Below are 20,214 nucleotides of genomic sequence, written 5' to 3'. Positions count from 1 at the left end.
CTCAACAACTTTGCCCAACAGACCGCCCGGGAACGGCGCTAACGGAAGGCTGCTAAGCAGGTTTGATGTACTCAGGGTCTATTTCGGCTACCTTTGCCCGGACGATGTCTTGGGCGTCGGTGACATCGGACGGCTCGGGAGCAGGCACGAACAAGGCGATAGGTGGGGTGGCAGTACTGCAATCCAGATCGGGAAGAGTGACCACACTGCTGATTCGTAGCTGCCCGTCGGCGAGGTGTTCCATCCGGAACAACACGCCGGAGGCATTAAGTTCATCCGGAACGTCACCTGTTTCGGATGCCCAACGCACCACGCAACCCCGCACCTCGGCAGTGCCGGCGGCCGGGCCCGGCTTGACCTCCATAGGGAGGAACGGATCGGGCCCCGGGCGGATATCCGGGCGTCGTTTCTGCTCGACATCGTTCCGGGGGTGCCTGGAAAGACGAACACGGAGGTCCAGGCTGGTGGTCTCCACCAATTCGGGCAGCGTGAAGTCCGTAATGTTCTGTGCTACTGCTTGAGCCTCAAGGGACTTGCGGGCCGCCATGACCCACGGATCGGCCTCTATGGCTGCGTTGGGCGCTGAACCTTGCCATTCAACCGCCGGGTAAGGGGGTGCCGGCTTCGTCTCCTCACGGCACGCTGAAAGCCCGCCGGTTACCGTGACCAGCAACAGCGAGGCTGCAACCGCCTTGAGATACCGCGGCCGGAATGTCCGTGCAGCGCCCATGATCAACCCCTCGTTTGCGTTTTTTCGCCTATCGAATCTACCACGGGCGGGCCCGGGAGGGGCGGATGGGTACAGCGCATAGGCTTGGATCATGCTGAACCTGGTCCTTGGACTTCTCTTTGCCGGGCTCTTCCTTGCCTCGTTCCAGTCGGACCGGCGTCGGCTTCGCAACGGTGTGTTCCTGCTGGTGGCGGCGTGGTTTCTCCTGCAGGCGGTGTTGGACTTCCTCGTTGACCTGAACCCGTGGTTCGAATGGCTGAACCTGGTGGTGTTGGTGGTGCCGGTGGTGAGCATCTTCGTGTTCGCGGGCTTCCTGATAGCCAACGGCGTCACCATGGTCCGCAGGGAAGGCCCCGGGATCACCAGCTTCCTGCCCATCGCTGTGGGCCTTGCAGTATTCCTGGCGCCCGTAGTTGCGTTCCTTTTCGTGCTGAGCGGGCAGCCTGTGTTGGCCGGCGTCGCTGCCTTCGCGTTCTTCCTCTGCGCTTACTTGGGCTGCGCGTTTGTGGTGTTCCTGGGGTACGCAGTGGTGTATTCACGGATGCGGTTCAGCCCAAACCCGGCGGCCGTCATAGTCCTGGGCTCCGGCCTGATTAACGGCAAGGTCCCGCCGTTGCTCGCCGCACGCTTGAACAAGGCCTTGGAAATTTACGACGGCGGCACGCCGGCCAAGCCGGTTTTGGTACCTTCCGGGGGCCAAGGCCCGGATGAACCCCGGCCCGAGTCCGCCGCCATGAAGGAGTACTTGGTGGCTAAAGGGGCGGTTGCCACGGATGTGCTGGAGGAGAACCGTGCCACCACCACCCGTGAGAACCTTGCCTACTCCGTTGCACTGCTTGCAGAAAAGGGCATTCAGGGTCCGGTGCTTGTGTGCACCAACAACTACCACGTGCTGCGTGCGGCGCTCCTGTCCCGGCGCCAGAAAATCAACGCCGAGGTTGTGGGTGCTCCTACGGCCAGGTACTTCGTACCCAGTGCTTTCCTCCGGGAGTTCGTGGCCGTGATGAGGGACAATCGCCTGACCAACACCATTCTTTGCCTGCCGATGTTGGGGATTGCCCTGCTCATCACGGTGGCACTGATGAACTCGCCGGTGGTGTAACTCTTCCTAGGACTTGGGGAGCCCGGTGGTGAAGGTGTGGCTCCATTCGGTGACGGAGCCGTCGGTAAAAACGTACCCGGGTCGCCGTTCCGCTGTGACGGTCACGGTGCCGGAGGGCTTCCTGTAACTCCCGGCTGCCGCTTCCTTGCCGTCAATCAGGTAGGCCACACCCGGGACGGAGGGGATGGTGTAGTTATCCTGCCCGTGACCCCGTCGGTCCGTAAAGGTGACGGCGGCCGGCGTCGCGGTTTCATAACTGAGGCCAAGGCCCAGCGGCAACAGGACACCACTTGCGTCGGCCTTGGGAACATTGACCGGCAGTTTGCCGCTCGGGTTGACCGCACCGGAAATGGCACGGACAGCACCGTGGAAGTTGACCTCCTTGACCCCGTAACTGTTGAGCACGGCGTCGGCGCCGGGGAACACGTTGATGTCATAGGGGTTGCGTGTTGCCACAACGATCACGGGCGTCCCAGTGGCCGCGAGTTCAGCCACCATTTGCTGCTGCGCAGCGTTGCCGGATGCGTTGTACGAAGCGAAGACCACAGCATCAACGTTGCCGGCGGCGGCTACTGCACGCGAACGGTAGGCCGCGGAGGGTGAGGCCCCATCCTCGTAGTCTTCAGTGACCGTGAATCCCTGCTCCTTCAGCATTGGTCCCGCGAGCTCCGGCCACGCTGAACCAGCACCCACCATGAGTACCGAGCTGCCCGACGCGAGCGGCAACACCCGGCCCTCGTTGCGGAGCAGCGTGACGGCGCGCTCGGAGATCAGCTTGGCTGTGGCGAGGTGCTCTGCGCTTCCAACCAAGGTGTCTACGGCGGCAGGGTCGGCCAAAGGCTGTTCAAAGACTCCGCGCTTGACCTTCCATTCAAGGATCCGCCGGACTGAGTCGTCCAGGCGGGCTTCGCTGAGCTCGCCGGACTCGACGGCGGCGCGAACCCCAGCGAACGACGCGTCCACATCCGGGGAGTTGAGGAGGATGTCAGAACCGGCCTGAATGGCCTTGACGGCGATTTCCTCCTGGGGCCATTCGGCGGCCATGGCTGCCATATCCAAGGCATCTGTTGTGACCAAGCCTTTGAAGCCCATCTCATCGCGAAGCAGGCCTGTCAGAACCTTGTGCGACAGGGTGCCGGGCATGTCCGGGTCAATGGCCTCCACAATGATGTGTGCGGTCATGACCATGTCTACGCCGCCGTCTATGGCGGCCTTGAACGGTTTCAGATGCCGGTTGAGGGTTTCGCGATCGTACGTGACTGTGGGCAGGCCGTAGTGGGAATCCACTGAGGTATCGCCGTGACCGGGGAAGTGCTTGGCGGCGGCTCCCACGTTGTACGCCTGAATCCCTTCTATCTGAGCGACCCCGAGTGCACTGACCAGCGCGGGGTCCTCGCCCATGGAGCGGATTCCAATCACGGGATTGTCCGGGTTGGAGTTAAGGTCCAGGACCGGTGCGAAATCAACGTTGATACCCATGGCGCGCATTTCGGAGCCCAGGATTTCACCCTGTGCCCTGGCAAGATTCGCATCTGCCGTGGCGCCGAGGGCCATGTTGCCCGGGAGCACCGTGGCAGGCGGCCCGATGCGGGCAACCAAGCCACCTTCCTGATCGATGGTGACTGCCAGCGGGATGCCGTTGCCGTCTTCCCGCAGTGCCGTTTGCTGCAGTCCGTTGGAAAGGCCCGCCACCTGCCCGGGGTTGTTGGTATTTCCTGACCACGCGAAGTAGAGGACGCCGCCGAGGTTGTACTTTTCCACCACCTCGGCGGGCGTATTGACCCCGTACCGCTCTTGATTCTTTGCTGCCATGGAGGTGTCGTCCGCTGATGAACCGTAAACGTGTGTCCACGTCATCTGGCCGATCTTTTCGTCCAGCGTCATGCCGGCAATCATCGCCTCGATATCGGGTGAGGCGGAGGCCGTCGTCGTACTTCCTGTAGTTGGTACTGCCGCAACGGCAGTGCCCGCGCCGGTCGACACCCCGGCACCCGTCATCAACAGTGCAGTGGCGGCCGCGGTCACCAGTGACGTTCGTTTTCTTTGCATGTGAATCCCCATCCCATCGTCCTTGTTGTTTTTGAGGTCTGCGCTGCTAGCGCTTGCCGTTGTACAGGAGGTACCCGCGGGTATCTCGCACGAACTGGTCCAGTTCGGAGCGCCAGCTGTCCATGATGGTCCTGGCGTCAGCGCCGGCGTCGAGCTGGGCAGCAAAGCGGGCGGAGCCGCTCAACAGTCCCATCCAGCGGCCGGCATCGCCGCGCCAACCGAAGCCGGGGTACAGGCGCTTGGCTTCGACCAACATGTGGGTGCCCACTTCCAGGGCTTCCACACGGGTGGGGTCGGTGATGTGAACCTGTACGCCGCCACAAATGAGGCCCTGATTCTTGGAGAGGGTGGGCTGGAAGTATGCCTCGCGGAAAGTGACGCCCGCCAGGCCTCTGCTGTTCAGGGCTTCTGCCCAGCGGTAGTCCACGTAGGGTGCGCCGATGAGTTCGAAGGGCCGGGTTGTTCCCCGCCCTTCTGACATGTTGGTGGCCTCGAATAGGGCTGTGCCGGCGTACAGGGTGGCGGTTTCGGGTGTGGGCATGTTGGGGCTCGGCAGGATCCACGCGGACCGGTTGTCCGGTCCCGTCATCTCGCGGCGCCATCCTTGGACCTCCACCACCTGCAGGTCCGGGATCGGCTTGAGGCCAACGGCCGGAAGATGAACTGCATTGAAGTATGTGGCGAGCTCACCCACCGTCATCCCATGCTGGAGGGCAATACCCAACTGGCCGACGCCGGACTCGAACCCCTTCTGCAGGACCGGTCCGCGGGCCTGGCCACCGATGGGATTAGGGCGGTCCAGGACAACAAACGTGGCACCGGTCTTCGCCGCCGCTTGCATGGCGCCCCACATGGTCCAGATGTAGGTGTAGAAACGTGCTCCCACATCCTGGATGTCAAAGCAGATGGTGTCCACCCCGGAGGCTTCAAAGAAGCCCGCATAATCGGCAACGGTGGCGCCATAGGTGTCATAGACCGTGATGCCGGTCCGGGGGTCCACTGATGTTCCTTCGCTGGCACCATCCTGGGCGGTCCCACGGAAGCCATGCTCGGGCCCAAAAACTGCCCTGACGTCCACGTCTTTGGCCGACATGTCATCCACGATTGAGCGGAAGTTTGCCAGGACGCCGGTGGGGTTGGTGATGACTCCTACCTTGCGGCCGGCGAAAACGCTCCAGTTGTTGGCCGCGGCCACATCGGCGCCGCTGAGCGGAGATCCCGGTTTGCCCGGGCGGGTCTGGTTAGTGCCGGCAGTTGCGCTGGGAGCAAAGGGCGCGACGACGGCGGCAGCGGCCGCCAGCCCGGATGCATGGAGCAGTTTTCTACGGTCGAGTGCCATGAGGAAGCCTTTCGGGCTGAGCGAGGAGCATGACAGATTCTGTGACTTTCGTTACATGGACCGTATTCGTTTGCCGCGAGTGCGTCAATGACTTACCTTCCTGACGGCGTCTGTGTAACTTAATGACAAGACTCGGACGGTACCTTGGATCGGGTTCGAGCCATCGGAGGGAAGCCATGAAGGAAGCGCCGGGAAACGAACAGTTGTCCCGTACTGTCCTGGTGCGGATTCGCTCCGTCCTGCCTGGCTTACGGCCCTCGGAGCGGGCTGTTGCCGAATTGGTCCTCTCGGATCCGTCGCGGGCTGCCACTCTGTCCATCGGAGACCTGGCTGAGGAGTGCGGAACGTCCACTACCTCGGTGGTCCGGTTCTACAAGAAGGTGGGCTACGGCGGATACTCGGATCTTCGCCTGGACCTTGCCCGCGAAACGGCTCGCGAGGGTGTGGCGCATGGCGTTCCGGCCGAGGTCTACGAGGACATAAACACCGCCGACTCGCTTCAGGACATCGTTGCCAAGGTTGCTTTCAACGAAACCATGTCCATCGCCGATACCGCCCAGGTGCTGGATGTCGAACAGTTGGCTCGGGCAATTGACGCGGTGTCCGGCTCCCGCAAGATCGACATCTTCGGAGTGGGAGCCGGAGGCCTGGTGGGACAGGATCTGCAGCAAAAGCTGCACAGGATTGGACTCACCTCTTTCAGCTGGTGGGAGCCGCACGCGGCGCTGGCTTCCGCGGCGCTCTTGGATTCCGACGGCGTAGCTGTCGCCATCTCGCACTCGGGTGCCACCGTGGACACCATCGATTTCCTGCAGTCGGCCAAGGCGGCCGGAGCCGCCACCATCGCCATCACCAACCATGCCGATTCGCCGCTGGGCAAGACGGCCGACATTGTGCTGGGTACGGCGGCCCGGGAGACCCCTTTCCGGCCTGGAGCCATGGGTAGCCGGATAGCGCAGATGATGATCGTCGACTGCCTTTTCGTGGGGGTCGCCCAGCACTCCTACGATGCCTCCATAGCCGCACTCCAGAAGACGCACGCAGCTGTGCAGTATAGGAAAATGTGGCGGGCGAATCCGTAAACCCGGCAAGCCCTTGTGCCTGACGGAATAGCGCTCTCGGGTAGGGTCGGTCCATGTTTACCCTCGTCGCTCCTCATACCTCCTACCATCAGTCGTTCCTCGAGTCCCACCGTGAGTGGGCCGGCGCCCACCAGGACGGTGCCGCCGTCTTCCTGGCGGAGGACGTCACCAGCGCCGAGGGTTTTGCCGATTGGGTAGGCAAGCTGCTGGACGCTGAAACCGCGCCCGAGAAGGACGGCATTGTTCCGTGCACTTTTCGCTGGATTACCGAGAGCTCACGGTATGTGGGTGCCATCGCTTTCCGTCACCATCTGACTCCGGCCCTCCTGAACTCCGGCGGGCACATAGGCTATGGAATTCGGCCTTCCGATCGCGGGAGAGGGGCGGCTTCCTGGGCGCTGCGGGAACTGTGCAGCCAGGTGGCCGCGCAGGGGGAATTGGAGCGGGTTCTGCTGACGTGTGATGACCACAATGCGGCATCGGCTAAGACCATAGAGCGTTGTGGTGGGCTGCTTGAGGATGTGCGCACGGACGAGGACGGGACCGCTTTCCGCCGTTACTGGATTGACCTGCGGGCGGCGGACGTCAGGGCAGCCGCCGTCGGGACAGCCGCCGTCGGGACGGCCCCCAAAAACTAGTCTTGTCACCCTAGGGTTGACACTTAGGCCCGGCGCGGCGCACCATGGGATGCATGAGCAGTCAACCCCGGGGTGACAAACCAGTTGCCAGTACCACCGATCCACAATGGCAGCAGGTCCTCACGCACCGGCCTGCGGATGACGGCTCCCGGGATGCCGCGGCCGCAAGATTCGCCGAACGCGGCATCACCCCGGACCAGGTCACCGCCGTGATCGCTGATTGCGGGGATGCCCTCTATGCTGCTGCCGCCGAGGGCAAACCGGGCTGGGCAGAACCGTTCGGGGGCCCGCTCGCCGTGGCTCTCCTCGCAGCCGAAGTCAGCATTTTCGCAGCGCATTTGAACTCAAGGGCGTCTGGAGTGCGGTCAGCAGCCGTCGCCGAACTCCTGGACGAATACAGCGCGGTAACCGTAGCCGGTGAGCTCGGTGTGGCGCGACAGAAGGTCTACGAAATCGCCAGAGCGGGTCTCCGCCCGCCGTACATCGAGCAGGTCCCGTGGAGGGCGTCATGAATCCCATCGAAGAAAAGGTTCAATTACCGGACCCGGAAACCCAATTCCTTGTCCATCCCCTTGACCTCCCAGGAGCTCGCAAGGAGTTCCTGATGGGCTGGTGGCTCGGAATCGTTGCCACCCCGCAGGTCTACACCGCACTTCTGGCGTTCTTTTGGGCAGTCAGCAACAACTACGTAACGCCCGTCCTGGTCCCACTGGTCCTGGTGGTGATTGCGGGCTGGATCAGCTCCAAACTCACTCTTGGTGCGTGGGACTACATCCCCCGGAAGCGCCACGACAAAGACCGGCGGATGACGTTGATGACCATCGCTGCCTCGCTTATCACCTCACTTGCACTCTTCGCGGGCCTGCTGACCTTCATGGTGTGGGCTGCATCGCAGGGCCTGGTGCCGGGCTTCAGTGCTTACCCGCTGGGCATGGGTGCTGCAATCGTGCTGATCAAGGCCGGAGAGCTGGTGGTCAAACTGGTGCGGAACCGGTCAGTTGAGTTGGCTTCTGATGCCATCAGCCTGGTTGTTGTGGCCGGCGCTGTTGGAATCGGGTTCGGAATACTCCCCGCCGGGCGGGAACTTGCTCCCGTGGAGCTGCTGCCTGGCGCCGCGATCCTTCTGGGTGTCTGGTTGAGCTGGCTGCTCTTCACACAGGTAGAGGCCCGCCGCAACCACGGCTAGCTGCTGAATTACAGCCCAAGAGTGATTAACGCCAAACCTCGACGTCGGCACCCACCGCAAGTGCCGACGTCGTGCTTCCTATTCCGTAACCTCGTCCTCCACTACCGGGTCCTTCAGCAGGAGGGCCGTGCCCTGGAAGGCGGGCAACTCGAGGAAGAAGCTGCACAGATCATCCACCTGGGCCACTTCTTCTTCACCGGAGAACAAATCATGGACGGTAGCGCCCGGAACAAGGTGTGAGGACTGGATGCTGCCGGCGATGTCCTGATCAGAGAAGTTCAGGACCGTGACCTGCAGCGCTCCGTCTGCTAGCTGATTGACCAACACCAGCAGCCCGCGGTGGGAAACGTCGGGCACATCCAGCAGCGTGCTGGTGGCGATCCCGGATTCTTCCCGGACCGTAAGGATTTGCTGGAGGCGCCGCGCATAGGAATTCGGGTCCTTCAGCTGATCGGGAAGCGCCCCGTAGAGGCTCCGGGCGCGGGGCATGCCGGCCAAGGAGGTCTTCGCATCCGGGCTGGTCCCCATGAGATCGTGTGCACCACGGTTGATCCACCGCGTGTCACCCTGCGAGGTAAGCTCGCGGACCGTCTCGCGGTCAATGGCGGTGATGCCCGTGAGGTCCCAGCCGGACAGCGCGAAGACGCCCGGCTGCAACGCGTTGTACATGGACAACAGCACGTGCGCGTCCAGGACCTGCGCTTCCTGCTCCTTGGTGATGGCATCCGGATCCTTGATGCCCAGAGCGGCCATGATAAAGCTGACAGTGGTGCAGGCGATGCCGTTGGTGGTGAAGACCGCGTTGTAGGGCCCGTTCTCACCTGTGAGCCGTTCCCGCATAGTGTTCTGGACCTTCTCGGCCACCTCTGCGCCGCTGAGCTCCTCGCCGGCAAGTTCAAAGACGTCGTCCCTGTGCCCCGCGGCAAAGTGGAGCAGTTCATAGGTGAGTTCGTCGTGGTTCTGGAGGGCGTGAACCAACGATGCCTGGTCAACACCGATCTCCATGGAAAGCCGCAAGGTGAGGCGTAGGAACTCGGTATCCCCTATGACCAAGGCGTAGTGATAGGCGGGCCTGGTGATGAAGTCGTAGGACAGGTCCGGGCCGGACTCGGACTGGGTCTTGATGTCATCGATAGTGAGGTTGAGCTCCTGGAAGGAGAACCCGCCCACCTTGCGGATCATGGAACCGATCAGCTGATTAGCGGCCTCGGACAACGGGTGGCCCTCGGACCAGCCTGGTTCTTCCTCGGCGCTCTTCTCCACGCCCAGGAAACCATTGGCATCAAGCCGGAGCGCACCGGTTCCAAGGTCAAGCAAGGAGTGCAGGGCGTCGCCAACCACCAGGCGCATGCCGGCGAATGTGGGGTCCAGCCAGTTGATGGAAGGCTGGCCGGCCTTGAAGTAGTGGAGATAGACCCAGCGGCGTTTCTTGCCCGTGGTGTCGATGATGGGTTTGGTGGCGCTCCAGTTGGTTTCCTTGACACCGGGCTCGTAGAAGATCACCCGCTGAAGACGCCCAATGATGTAGCCGGCCTTTTGCAGGGCCTCCTCAGCCGCGGGGCTGATGTTCACCGAGTCTTCGCCCTCGGGGACCTCCGGCAACAAATGCCAGTCTTCCTCGGGGATGTCCACCATGTGATAGATGCCGGGGTAGTCCCGGAAATTCATTTCGGCGAGGCGGAAGTCCGCTCCCTTGCCGGTGTGTCCCGGGACGATGTCGTCAATGACGGTGCCGCCGTGCTCATTGGCAACCTCGCACATCTGACGGAACTCTTCCTCCGTGCCGAAAGCGGGGTCGATCGCCATACTGATCCGGTCAAAGTGTCCATCCACGCTGGGCGTCTGCGACCATCCGCGGATACCACCGGCCAGCTTGACCGGGCCCGTGTGCAGCCCCCTGATGCCGATCTCGCTGAACGCGTCCCACAGTGCAGGATCGCCCAGCGCAGAGAGGAAGGACTGGCCGTCCTTGGTGATGAAGGAGAGAGGGTAGGCCGTGAACCAGACGGGCGCGCGCTCCACCGCTGCACGCGGGTTGGGCCGGGCATACGAGTTCTGCCACATGCTGGCCTGCCCGGACAACTGCCGGGCCATGGTGTTGGCATCACCCAGCATGGACTGGTTCCGGAGCCAGTCCACATAGGTGGAATTCAGGCCATCGAATTCCAAGGAGGGCCGGGCGGCAAAGAACTGCCGCCTCCGGGCGATCGGCCGCAGCGCCTTGGGCCGGGCCGGGTAGAACTGTTCATCAAACGTGATTTCCACCGGTTCGCTTGCGGTTTCATCGGGCGTTTCCTGTTGCGTCTCCTCCGCATGATCTTCCGGGGTTTCGCTGATTTCTGACACGCTCTCGTTGACTGCAGGCTCCCGCACAGTTTTCTCCTTTACGTGGTCGCCGCGTCAACGCCGACCGTCCGAGGGGGTCGTTCAAGAGGTCACGTACCCGGGCGACCCCGGACTATTCATGCTAGTCGGGGGAGCCTGCCGTTTGTCTAACCCGGGAACAAGTAAGTCTCGTTATTATGTGCCGAATTGACATGGGCGCCCGGACCTACCGGTAGGTACCGAACATTCAGTACCGTGGCTCGTGGAGATCGGAGAAACCATGAAAATCGTAGTTATCGGCGGCAGCGGCCATATAGGGTCCTTCCTGGTGCCCAGGCTTGTGCGCGCTGGACACGAGGTCATCAACATCAGCCGTGGAAGCCGTCCACCCTATGCCGACGTCTCTGAATGGCAGCAGGTCCGCCAGGTCACCGCGGACCGCACGCAGGAGGAACTTGAGGGCAGCTTTGGTGACCGGGTAGCGGAACTGGGTGCCGACGTCGTTGTTGACCTCATTTGCTTCACGCTTGAGTCGGCCACTGCACTGGTGGAAAGTCTCCGGAACGAGACGGGCCATCTGCTGCACTGCGGGTCCATTTGGCGCTACGGCGTCAGTTTGAAGTTGCCCATCACCGAAGGACCGGACTCGGCTGCTGAACCGACTGATGACTACGGGATCCGGAAGCGGGACATCGCCAGGATGCTCAAGGACGAGACTGCCTCAGGGGGCTTGGCCACAACATCCATCCACCCCGGACACATCGTGGGGCCCGGGTGGTTCCCGATCGGGCCACTGGGCAATGTGGATTCAGGAGTGTGGCACACGGTTGCTTCAGGGCAGCCACTCCGGGTTCCCGGAAGTGGGACCGAGCTGATGCACCACGTGCATGCCGACGACGTCGCCCAAGCCTTCGAGAAAGCCATCCACAATCGTGACGCTGCGGCCGGGGAAGACTTCAACATTGTTGCGCCCACTGCCCTGACGGTTCGCGGATACGTCAGCATCGCTGCGTCCTGGTTCGGGCAGGAGCCGCGCATGGAAACCGTGAGCTGGGAGGACTTCCGCCGAACCACCACCCCGGAATTTGCCGATTCCAGCTGGGCCCATCTCTCCCGCAACCACTGCATGAGCATTCACAAGGCCGCCTCCCTCATTGGCTACGCGCCCGGATATGAACCCGAGCAGGCCGTCCACGAGTCCCTACAATGGCTCATCAGCAACGGGCAGCTCCAACTGCCAAAGTTGCTGACTTAAGCCGGCAAACCATGTACAAGGTGCAGTGGAAGCCCGAAGCTTAAGGGGCTACCAGGGGGAGCTATATGTACAAGGTGCCGAATAAAGAAGTCACAGACAGCTGGCTGGACCACGGATTCTTCATCCTCGGCGGCGCGGCCGCTGTGTGGCTGGCTTTCCTGTTGGTGGGGGAGAGCTTCCACCTGGGGTGGGGGCAGTTGTGGTTTTCGGTGGTGTTCTGGGCGTTCCTGGCGTACTTGCTGTTGCCCAGACTGCACCGGATCCTCACCACCATTTACGTTCCGGGATACTTCATTGGCCGCGCGCGCACCAGCGACGGCCTGCTGGGTGACCCCGTCAATGCTGCACTGCTGGGGGCCGAACCCCAGATCCACGCGATCATGAGGGCCGCCGGCTGGACTCAAGCGGACGAGGTAACGCTGGGCAGCAGCCGGCGCATCATCAGCTCCACGATCTTCCGGCAAAGTTACACGGAGGCGCCGGTGAGCCCCCTGTATCTATTCGACCGGCAGCAGGATTTCGCCTACCAGCAAGAGGTCAACAACACCCCCGGCAAACGCCACCACGTCCGCTTCTGGCGCTGTCCTGAAGGCTGGCTTCTCCCGGGCGGCCACAAAGTGGACTGGCTCGCGGCAGGTACCTACGATCGCAGCGTCGGTTTTTCCCTGTTCACCCTCCAGATCACGCACAAAATTGAGCAGAACACCGACGTGGAGCGGGATCACATTGTTTCCACTGTTTCGGCCGCGGAGTCTGCCGTCACGGTCCAGGTCATCGAGGACTTCTCCACCGGATATCACACGAGAAACGGCGGCGGTGACTCCATCTCCACGGACGGCGACCTGCCGATCATCGACGCACGCCGCGTCCGGGTCCCCTCGCATCAGCCGCCCGGCCGAACCGACAGCCGGGACCGCCGACCCGCTCCCATCATGATGGGAGCCGCGTTGGTGGTGGCCAGGGCAGTAGCGGCCCTGGTCCTTGCGATAACGTTGTTCAGCTCCGGCGGTGACATCTCCGGACTCACCGCGGATTACGACTCCGCAGACCCGGAAAGCACGACGGCGGCAATCGCCTTAATAGCGGGCGTGGTCCTGGTGTTCGGGCTGGGGGAAGTTTTCCTTGCCTGGCGCATTTTCCTGGGCAGCAACGGCGCCCGCGTGATTGCCATGGGCCTGAGCTCCATCTCCATCCTGGTGCAGGCAATCGACTACTCCACGGGCAGCGCAAATATCACCCTCGAAGCCGGCCTCTCCGGGCTGGCGACCGACATCCTGGTGCTCCTGGCACTCTCCAGCCAACGGGCCCGGGTGTACGCCAAGCGTCAGCGCGTCCCGGCGGTCCCGGCGTCGGTGGTCGGCCGGCGCGTGGCTTCCTGACCTTCTTTGAGCGCTGATCGTCGGCGACACGCAGTCTTTCGCGGCATGTCGGGTGATTTCAGAATCAAAGTGGGTGGTGGCGGTACACCCATCACTGCAACCAGCGCCCCTGTGCTTTTTATGTTGTGGGGCCAGGATCAATAGACTGGCCAGGCCTATCGCGTCCAGCGACACCGCCATGCTCGGGCCAGATCCGAAAACGAATTGGGGACCCACGTTTTGACTGCAAATCCGAAAATTACCGTTGTTGTGCCCACCTACAATGAGCGGGAAAACTTGCCCGTCCTCGTTGCCCAGCTCGATTCACTTGGGATCGTGAACCTCAATGTCCTCGTAGTGGATGACAACTCCCCCGACGGCACAGGAACGGTGGCTGACCAACTGGCAGCGGAATCCAAGGGAACGGTGTCCGTCCTGCACAGGAAAGTAAAGGATGGGCTGGGGCGTGCCTATGTAGCCGGAATGACCCATGCTCTGACGGAAGACTCCGACGTTGTCATCCAAATGGATGCAGATCTATCCCACCCCACGTCGGCAATTCCTACAATGCTTGACCGGATTCGTAATTCCGGTGCTGCGCTCGTGATCGGCTCGCGCTATGTCGCCGGTGGGTCCACGGCCGCGGAATGGCCGTGGCATCGCAAGGCACTCTCAGCTTGGGCCAATTTCTATGTAGGCGCCATCCTGGGTTTGAAGGTTAAAGATGCAACAGCGGGTTTCAAGGCGTGGACGGCCGCTGCCCTCCACCAAATTGACGTAGCGTCCGTCCGAAGTGACGGTTACTCATTCCAGGTTGAGATGAATTACCGGGCAGCCCGGCAAAGCCTGAAGATCGCGGAGGTACCCATCCATTTTGAAGAACGCGTGGAAGGGGCGTCCAAGATGAATCTCCGCGAACAGCTGGAGTCCGCGCTCACCCCGTGGAAGCTTCGGTTTCAAAAGTAGGCGCGTGCCGCCACCACCCACTCTTAGCCCGAGGAAGCTGAGACGCGCCGTCATTCGCGACGTTTCGGGGTGGTTTCAGCTTCAAAGTGGGTGGTGACGGTACGCAGCAAAAAGGCCAGCCACCCAAAGAGCTCGACGGCGGCACTCCAGGGGGAGCGCCCCCGTCGTGCTTTCGCGCGGATGTGAGAGAGCGTCCGGTGGAAGCTGTAGTTATGTGAGAGAGGGCTAGGCGGTAACCGCCAGGGCGTCGATCTCCACCAGCATGACCTCGTGCGGCAGGTCCACGAACACGGTGGTGCGGCTCGGCAACAGACCGCTGGGCACGTTCTCCCGGATGAACTCGCCGTAGACCTCGTTCATGGCCGCGAAGTCGTCGCGTGTGGTGAGGTAGACGCGGAACATGAGGACGTCTTCAACGGAGGACCCGCCGGCCTGGAGGATGGCCTTGACGTTCTCCAGTGTCTGACGGGTCTGGACGCGGACGTCACCTTCGCCGATGTACTGGTTGGTGGCGGGATCCATGGGGCCCTGGCCGGAAACCTGGAACATGCCGCCCTTCTTGATGCCCTGCGAGAATACGTGCGCCGGGGCGGGGGCGTTTTCGGTGAGTACTACTGTTTTTTCACTCATGCTGAGTTCCTTTCGTGGCTGATCCAGCCGAGGTCGTTGGAGATGGCCTCGGTGCTGGCTTTGAGGTGGGGCAGCAGCTCAAGCAAGCCTTCATAGCTGAGCATCACTACCGGTACCGAACAAGAGGCTGCGGCTACAACGGCGCCGCTGGCGTCGCGGATGGGGGCCGCGATGCAGTGCACGAAGGCTTCGTGCTCGGCGTTGTCGTGGGCCCAGCCCTGTTCCTTGACCTGCTCCAGTTCGGCCAGCAAGGCCTCCGGCGAGGTCAGGGTGTTCTCGGTAACTTTTACGTAGTCCAATCCTGCGGCGATCTTTTCCTGCCGGCTTCGCGGCATGTCGGAGAGGAGGACTTTGGCTACAGCGGCGGAATGCAGCGATGCTGTCAGGCCGATGCGTGAGTACATGCGGACGGGGTGGTGCGACTCGAATTTGTCGATGTACACCACCTCATTGCCTTCAAATGCTGCCAGGTGCACGGTGTGCCCGGTGCGTCCGTTGAGTTCGGCCAAATGCGGGTGCGCCACTTTGCGGATGTCCCGCTGTTCCAGGGCCAGCGAGGACAGTTCGAAGAGCTTGGAACCGAGCATGAAGCGCTGATCTTCGTCGCGGACCACGAAGCGTTTTTCTTCCATGGCGTGCAGCAGCCGCATCACGGTGGTTTTGTGCACGGCGGCTTTGGAGGCCAGCTCATCCAGGGTTGCGGGTTTGGCGGCGAGTTCGCCGAGCAAATCGATGGCCCGCATAAGGCTTTGGCTCACGGTGTCACGCTCCGGTTCTGGTGTTGAATTGTCCGTCTTCAACATGGATAGCAGCCCAGGCAGCGTCCGAAGAATCGAGGATGGCGGCAAGCTCGGCGGCGTCGGGCAGCGGGCCGCGATCGCCGTGGACCGTCAGGGTGCAGGCAGCAGCAACATGCCCACGGCGAAGGCTCTCTTTTTGGCCGAGCCCGAACAGCATGCCGCTGAGGTACCCGGCAGCGAACGAGTCACCTGCGCCAACGGGTTCGACGACGGCGACAGACAGTGCGGGCACCTCTTCCCGGGTGCCGGTCCGGTCCAAAGAGATGGCGCTGATCGCCTCGTTCTTGATGATCAGCACCTGTGGGTCGGGCATCATGCGGCGGAGTTCGGCTTCGTCGGTGGTGCCGAAGGCGTGTTCGGCTTCGTCTTTTCCAACAAGCACGACGTCGGCCAGGTTCGCCAGCCGCTGCAGGACGGAACGATCCTGGCCTGCCCAGAGAGCTTCGCGCCAGTTGACGTCGAAGCTGATGGTCCGGCCGTTTCTTGGCTCAGCCAGGATGGCTTCCAGCAGTGAGAGGCACTCGGGGGAGAGGGCAGCGGTGATCCCACTCAGGTGGATCAGTGCAGCCTTTTCCAGCAGTGCGGAAACGGCGGGGTTGGACAGTGTGTCCCGTCCCATGGCGGACGCCGCGGATCCTTGCCGGTAGTACAAAACCGAGCTGCCGCCGTCGGGGTCTGAATCCTGGGCGGGGACCTTCACGTAGAGGCCGGTGGGCAGGGACTTGTCCACTTCCACGCCGGAGGTACCCACGCCGTGATCCTGAAGTTCGTGGAGGATGCGGGTGCCGAAGCCGTCGTGGCCAACGCGGCTGACCCAGTGCGTGTCCAAGCCCATGGCTGCGAGCCCCATGGCGACGTTGGATTCCGCACCGCCGATCCCGAAGTGGAGCTCGGTTGCCAGGTGCAGGGGGACGGCGTGGACAGGGGTAAGCATGGCCATGGTTTCGCCCACGCATACAGCTGAAAGCATCGTTCTCCCACTAGTTCGTGCGCTTCTCAGCGGCCTTGACTCTCGATCCGCCACCATGTTAGACATATCACCAGCAGGTTTGCAACCAGCGTTGCAAAATACGCAACGAAGCACCGCGAAGGGAACCAAACGCGTGAACACCTCCGAAGCCATCTCGGCATCTGCCGTGGCGGGCCTGGCTGAACGCCGTCTCGACTGGCGCCACAAAGCGGTGCCCGCAACCGCGAACGGAACCACCCACGCGGACTTCCTCGCCGCCAAGCACACGCTTGCCGATCTCCAGACGCCGCTGCTCACCCTCGATGCCGGCGCGCTCCATGCCAACGCGGATCGTTTGGCTCAGTGGTGCGCAGAACGCGGCGTCCTGCTCGCACCGCACGGCAAGACCACCATGTCCCCCCAGCTCTGGACCGAGCAGCTCAACCGAGGCGCGTGGGGCATCACGCTGGCCAACTTCGCACAGCTCCGCGTGGCCCGCGAGTTCGGCGTGCGGAACCTGCAGCTTGCCAACAGCCTCACGGATCCGCGCGCGATTACATGGGTTGCCGGCCAGCCCGCGGACACCACCATCCTTTCCTGGATCGATTCGCCGGGAACCGTAGACATCATCAATCGGACGCTCGCCGGCAGCGATGCCGTTTTGGACGTGCTAGTGGAGCTGGGCGCCCACGGCGGCCGCACCGGAGCCCGGTCCGCGGACGCTGCCCTGGACATTGCACGCGCTATATCCGAGTCACCGAACCTCCGCTTGGTGGGCGTCAGCGGTTATGAAGGCTCGCTCGCGCATACAGCGGACGACGCCGGACTGGCCGCCGTTCGCGGCCACCTCGCCACAATGCGGCTGCTTCACGAAGAACTTCTCGCCGCGGACCTCTACGGTTCCGGCTCCGTGATCATCACCGCCGGTGGCAGCGCGTACTTCGACGACGTGGTCACAGTTCTCTCACCGTGCATCAGAAAAGCAGCTGAGGCCGGTGGGACTGGATCTGATTCCGTATCCGTGGACCTCATGATCCGCAGCGGCGCGTACATCATCCACGACGACGGTTTCTACCGGGGAATCTCGCCATTTTCCCGCGAAGGAGACCAGCCTTTCACCGCCGGGATGTACGGCTGGGCCCGCGTTGTTTCGCAGACCGAACCCGGCCTGGCCATCCTCGACGCCGGCAAACGCGACCTCCCCTTTGACGAAGGCCTGCCTGAGCCGCAGCTCATCGGCCCGGTCCTTGGCGGAGCCATGAAGCCGCTGCTTGGCGCCGAGATCACCTCGGTCAACGATCAACACAGCTTCATGACTTACGACGCCGACACCACCACCGTCCGTCCCGGCGACGTCGTCCGGCTGGGCCTGTCCCACCCGTGCACCGCGTTCGACAAATGGACCGTCATTCCGGTGCTCGCGGACAGTGCGTCCGCCAACACCACAGGTAATCAAACCGTCGTCGACCTCATCCATACCTTCTTCTAGGACCAACCATGAAGACCCTCATCAGCAATGCCACCTTGGTGGATGGAACCGGAGCGGACCGCCGCCGTGCGGACGTCCTGCTGGACGGCGCGGTGATTGCCGTCGTCGCCGATGCCGGAACTCTCACCGCTGGTTCTGCCGCGGTGGAAACCGGTGCCGACCGCGTCATCGACGCCACAGACCTGGTCTTGAGCCCCGGCTTCATCGACATGCACGCGCACTCCGACCTCCAGCTGCTGATTACCAGGGATCACTACGCCAAGCTCAGCCAGGGTGTCACCACGGAATTGCTGGGCCAGGACGGTCTGTCTTACGCGCCGGTGGACGATGCCACGTTGGCGGGTGTCCGCGAGAAGATCGCCGGTTGGAACGACAACCCGGCCGATTTTGACTGGAATTGGCGAAGCGTGGGGGAGTACCTCGACCGGCTGGACGCGGTGAAGGACGGAGGCCGAATCGCCACCAACGCCGCCTACCTCGTTCCCCAGGGAACCGTCCGGGCCATGGTGATGGGCTTCGCCGAAGGTGACCCCACGCCGGAGCAACAGCAGCAGATGCAGGACGTAATCCGCGCGGCCATGGAAGAGGGCGCCGTGGGAATGTCCTCAGGCCTCACCTACACCCCGGGAATGTACGCACAGACCGAGGAACTCGCTGGTCTCTGCCGGGCCGTGGGCGAACTGGGCGGTTTCTACGCACCACACCACCGCTCCTACGGCAAGGGCGCATTGGGTGCCTACGCCGAGATGATCGAGCTCAGCCGCGACACCGGCTGCGCCCTCCACCTATCCCACGCCACCATGAACTTCGCGGAAAACAAGGGCCGGGCCGGGGAACTCCTGGAGCTGATCGATTCCGCCCTCGATGAAGGCGTGGACATCACCTTGGACACCTACCCGTACCTCCCCGGGGCCACCACCTTGAGCGCGATCCTGCCGAGCTGGGCGTCATCCGGCGGAACCGAGGCCACACTGGCGCGCCTGGCAGACCCGGTAACCCGCGCACGCATCCGCGAATCCGTGGAGATCTACGGCTCCGACGGCTGCCACGGCGTGGTTGCCGAGTGGGACACCCTGGAAATCAGTGGAGTCCAGAACGCAGCGCTCGCAGGCTACGTGGGCAAGACCATCCGGGACATCGCCTCCACAACCGGGTGCGAGCCCTTCGACGTGTTCGCGCAGATCCTCACCAAAGACCGCCTGGGCACCGGCATCCTCCAGCACGTGGGCCACGAGGAAAACGTCCAGGCCATCATGAAGCACCGCACCCACACCGGCGGCAGTGACGGGCTCCTGGTTGGCGCCAAGCCACACCCTCGCGCTTGGGGCACGTTCCCGCGCTACCTCGGCCACTATTCACGGGACCTCGGACTGTTGAGCCTCGAGGAAATGGTCCATCACCTCAGTGGCCGTCCCGCCGCGCGGCTCAAGCTCCACAACAGGGGACTTGTCCGCGAAGGGTTCGCCGCCGACGTCGTGCTCTTTGATCCGGAAACCGTCCGCGATGAAGCCACTTTTGAGAACCCACGCCAGGCCGCCAGCGGCATCCAGTACGTCTTCGTCAACGGCACGGCAGCGATCGACGGCGGCAAGCCCACCGGCGCCCGCACCGGCCGTGCCCTTCGCCGCAGCAGCGACGGCCTCACCAGAGAAGGACAATCATGACCCCCGAACAATTCCTCCAGCAGCTCGAAGCCGACCGTACCCTGGCCGTGGTCCGTGCCCCGTCCATCACGGACGCCGCTGACCTCTGCCGGGCACTGGCAGACGGCGGTATCCGCAGCGTCGAACTGACGTTCACCACCCCGGATGTGCTCAAGCACGTGCAGCGCGCCGCGGACACGGCAGCAGAACACGGCGCCGCCGTCGGAATCGGCACTGTGATGACCGCCGACCAAGCCCGCGCAGCGATCGACGCCGGCGCGCAGTTCCTGGTGACGCCGGGCCTCAGGCCAGAGGTCGCCGCCGTCGCAGTAGCCGCAGGCATCCCGTTCAGCCTCGGCGCCATGACCCCTACCGAGGTGGCGCAGGCCCTGGACCTGGGGTCCGCCGCCGTCAAAATTTTTCCCGCCCGACAGCTCGGACCGGCGTACTTGAAGGACCTGCAGGGCCCCTACCCGGGGATCCGCTTGCTGCCTTCGGGAGGCATAGACGCCTCCAACGCCAAGAGCTACCTCGACGCCGGTGCTGCCGCAGTCTGCTGCGGCACCAGCGTAGTTCCGCCCGCGGCAGTTGCTGCAGGTGACTGGGCAGACATCGCGGCCCGTGCCGCAGCCTTCACCGGCACCCTCAAGTAGGACTCACCCAGAAAGAAACG

The 20,214-nt window shown here is 63.0% G+C and carries 18 protein-coding genes; 11 read left to right on the top strand and 7 right to left on the bottom strand.

Annotated elements, in window-relative coordinates; translation table 11 throughout:
* Positions 1–52: 52 nt before the first annotated feature.
* Complete coding sequence (locus tag J7I86_RS20485; RefSeq protein ID WP_214822702.1) at positions 53–730, bottom strand: hypothetical protein; 678 nt, start codon at positions 728–730, stop codon at positions 53–55.
* 91 nt (positions 731–821) lie between these two features.
* On the opposite strand from J7I86_RS20485, the gene J7I86_RS20480 reads away from it, so the two are divergent.
* Positions 822–1,832 carry a YdcF family protein gene (locus J7I86_RS20480; RefSeq protein ID WP_214822701.1) on the top strand — a complete coding sequence of 337 codons (1,011 nt, stop codon included), beginning with the start codon at positions 822–824 and terminating at the stop codon, positions 1,830–1,832.
* A gap of 6 nt (positions 1,833–1,838) precedes the next feature.
* On the opposite strand, the gene J7I86_RS20475 is transcribed toward J7I86_RS20480, so the two are convergent.
* Both J7I86_RS20475 and J7I86_RS20470 read right to left on the bottom strand, forming a co-directional pair.
* Positions 1,839–3,881, bottom strand: coding sequence for a glycoside hydrolase family 3 protein (locus J7I86_RS20475; RefSeq protein ID WP_214822700.1), 2,043 nt, complete (start codon positions 3,879–3,881; stop codon positions 1,839–1,841).
* 46 nt (positions 3,882–3,927) lie between these two features.
* Positions 3,928–5,220 carry an exo-beta-N-acetylmuramidase NamZ domain-containing protein gene (locus J7I86_RS20470; RefSeq protein ID WP_214822699.1) on the bottom strand — a complete coding sequence of 431 codons (1,293 nt, stop codon included), beginning with the start codon at positions 5,218–5,220 and terminating at the stop codon, positions 3,928–3,930.
* A 176-nt stretch (positions 5,221–5,396) separates the two neighbouring features.
* Between J7I86_RS20470 and J7I86_RS20465 the strand changes: the two genes are divergently transcribed.
* The 4 genes from J7I86_RS20465 to J7I86_RS20450 are packed head-to-tail and all read left to right on the top strand — an operon-like array spanning position 5,397 to position 8,126.
* Positions 5,397–6,302, top strand: a complete 906-nt coding sequence (locus J7I86_RS20465; protein WP_214822698.1) for a MurR/RpiR family transcriptional regulator — start codon at positions 5,397–5,399, stop codon at positions 6,300–6,302.
* Positions 6,303–6,355: 53 nt separating this feature from the next.
* The gene (locus J7I86_RS20460) at positions 6,356–6,940 is read left to right on the top strand and encodes a GNAT family N-acetyltransferase (protein WP_214822697.1); all 585 of its coding nucleotides are present in this window, start codon (positions 6,356–6,358) and stop codon (positions 6,938–6,940) included.
* Positions 6,941–6,993: 53 nt separating this feature from the next.
* Entirely contained in the window at positions 6,994–7,452 is a 459-nt protein-coding gene (locus tag J7I86_RS20455) for a hypothetical protein (protein WP_214822696.1), read from the top strand.
* The gene (locus J7I86_RS20450; protein ID WP_214822695.1) at positions 7,449–8,126 is read left to right on the top strand and encodes a hypothetical protein; all 678 of its coding nucleotides are present in this window, start codon (positions 7,449–7,451) and stop codon (positions 8,124–8,126) included. Before J7I86_RS20455 ends, J7I86_RS20450 begins: the two co-directional genes overlap by 4 nt.
* A 78-nt stretch (positions 8,127–8,204) precedes the next feature.
* On the opposite strand, the gene treS is transcribed toward J7I86_RS20450, so the two are convergent.
* Positions 8,205–10,499, bottom strand: a complete 2,295-nt coding sequence (treS, locus tag J7I86_RS20445; protein WP_214822694.1) for a maltose alpha-D-glucosyltransferase — start codon at positions 10,497–10,499, stop codon at positions 8,205–8,207.
* Between the two features lie 232 nt (positions 10,500–10,731).
* On the opposite strand from treS, the gene J7I86_RS20440 reads away from it, so the two are divergent.
* The 3 genes from J7I86_RS20440 (at position 10,732) to J7I86_RS20430 (ending at position 14,030) form a co-directional block, all read left to right on the top strand.
* A complete protein-coding gene (locus J7I86_RS20440; RefSeq protein ID WP_214822693.1) occupies positions 10,732–11,706 on the top strand; it encodes an NAD(P)-dependent oxidoreductase in 975 nt (324 codons plus the stop codon).
* A 65-nt stretch (positions 11,707–11,771) separates the two neighbouring features.
* Positions 11,772–13,085, top strand: coding sequence for an LssY C-terminal domain-containing protein (locus J7I86_RS20435; protein WP_214822692.1), 1,314 nt, complete (start codon positions 11,772–11,774; stop codon positions 13,083–13,085).
* A 249-nt stretch (positions 13,086–13,334) separates the two neighbouring features.
* The gene (locus J7I86_RS20430; RefSeq protein WP_396019925.1) at positions 13,335–14,030 is read left to right on the top strand and encodes a polyprenol monophosphomannose synthase; all 696 of its coding nucleotides are present in this window, start codon (positions 13,335–13,337) and stop codon (positions 14,028–14,030) included.
* 225 nt (positions 14,031–14,255) lie between these two features.
* Here J7I86_RS20430 and J7I86_RS20425 read toward each other — a convergent pair whose 3' ends face one another.
* From J7I86_RS20425 to J7I86_RS20415, 3 genes are read right to left on the bottom strand one after another with little or no spacing between them, the layout of a single operon-like run.
* On the bottom strand, positions 14,256–14,660 hold the full coding sequence (locus J7I86_RS20425) for a RidA family protein (protein WP_214822690.1): 405 nt from the start codon (positions 14,658–14,660) through the stop codon (positions 14,256–14,258).
* On the bottom strand, positions 14,657–15,463 hold the full coding sequence (locus J7I86_RS20420; RefSeq protein WP_214822689.1) for an IclR family transcriptional regulator: 807 nt from the start codon (positions 15,461–15,463) through the stop codon (positions 14,657–14,659). Before J7I86_RS20420 ends, J7I86_RS20425 begins: the two co-directional genes overlap by 4 nt.
* On the bottom strand, positions 15,423–16,430 hold the full coding sequence (locus J7I86_RS20415) for a sugar kinase (RefSeq protein ID WP_214822688.1): 1,008 nt from the start codon (positions 16,428–16,430) through the stop codon (positions 15,423–15,425). The genes J7I86_RS20420 and J7I86_RS20415 overlap by 41 nt, the downstream gene beginning before the upstream one ends.
* Positions 16,431–16,563: 133 nt before the next feature.
* Between J7I86_RS20415 and J7I86_RS20410 the strand changes: the two genes are divergently transcribed.
* Genes J7I86_RS20410 through J7I86_RS20400 form a run of 3 tightly spaced genes read left to right on the top strand, consistent with a single transcriptional unit; the run spans position 16,564 to position 20,194 of the window.
* A complete protein-coding gene (locus J7I86_RS20410) occupies positions 16,564–17,898 on the top strand; it encodes an alanine racemase (RefSeq protein WP_214822687.1) in 1,335 nt (444 codons plus the stop codon).
* 8 nt (positions 17,899–17,906) lie between these two features.
* Positions 17,907–19,562 carry an amidohydrolase family protein gene (locus J7I86_RS20405; RefSeq protein WP_214822686.1) on the top strand — a complete coding sequence of 552 codons (1,656 nt, stop codon included), beginning with the start codon at positions 17,907–17,909 and terminating at the stop codon, positions 19,560–19,562.
* A complete protein-coding gene (locus J7I86_RS20400) occupies positions 19,559–20,194 on the top strand; it encodes a bifunctional 4-hydroxy-2-oxoglutarate aldolase/2-dehydro-3-deoxy-phosphogluconate aldolase (protein ID WP_214822685.1) in 636 nt (211 codons plus the stop codon). Before J7I86_RS20405 ends, J7I86_RS20400 begins: the two co-directional genes overlap by 4 nt.
* The last annotated feature ends 20 nt before the right edge of the window (positions 20,195–20,214 follow it).

This window comes from Arthrobacter sp. ISL-95 (assembly GCF_018613695.1).
Lineage (GTDB): Bacteria > Actinomycetota > Actinomycetes > Actinomycetales > Micrococcaceae > Arthrobacter.
Note: the sequence above shows the minus strand (reverse complement) of the source record. Positions and strands in the feature narration are given on the sequence as shown.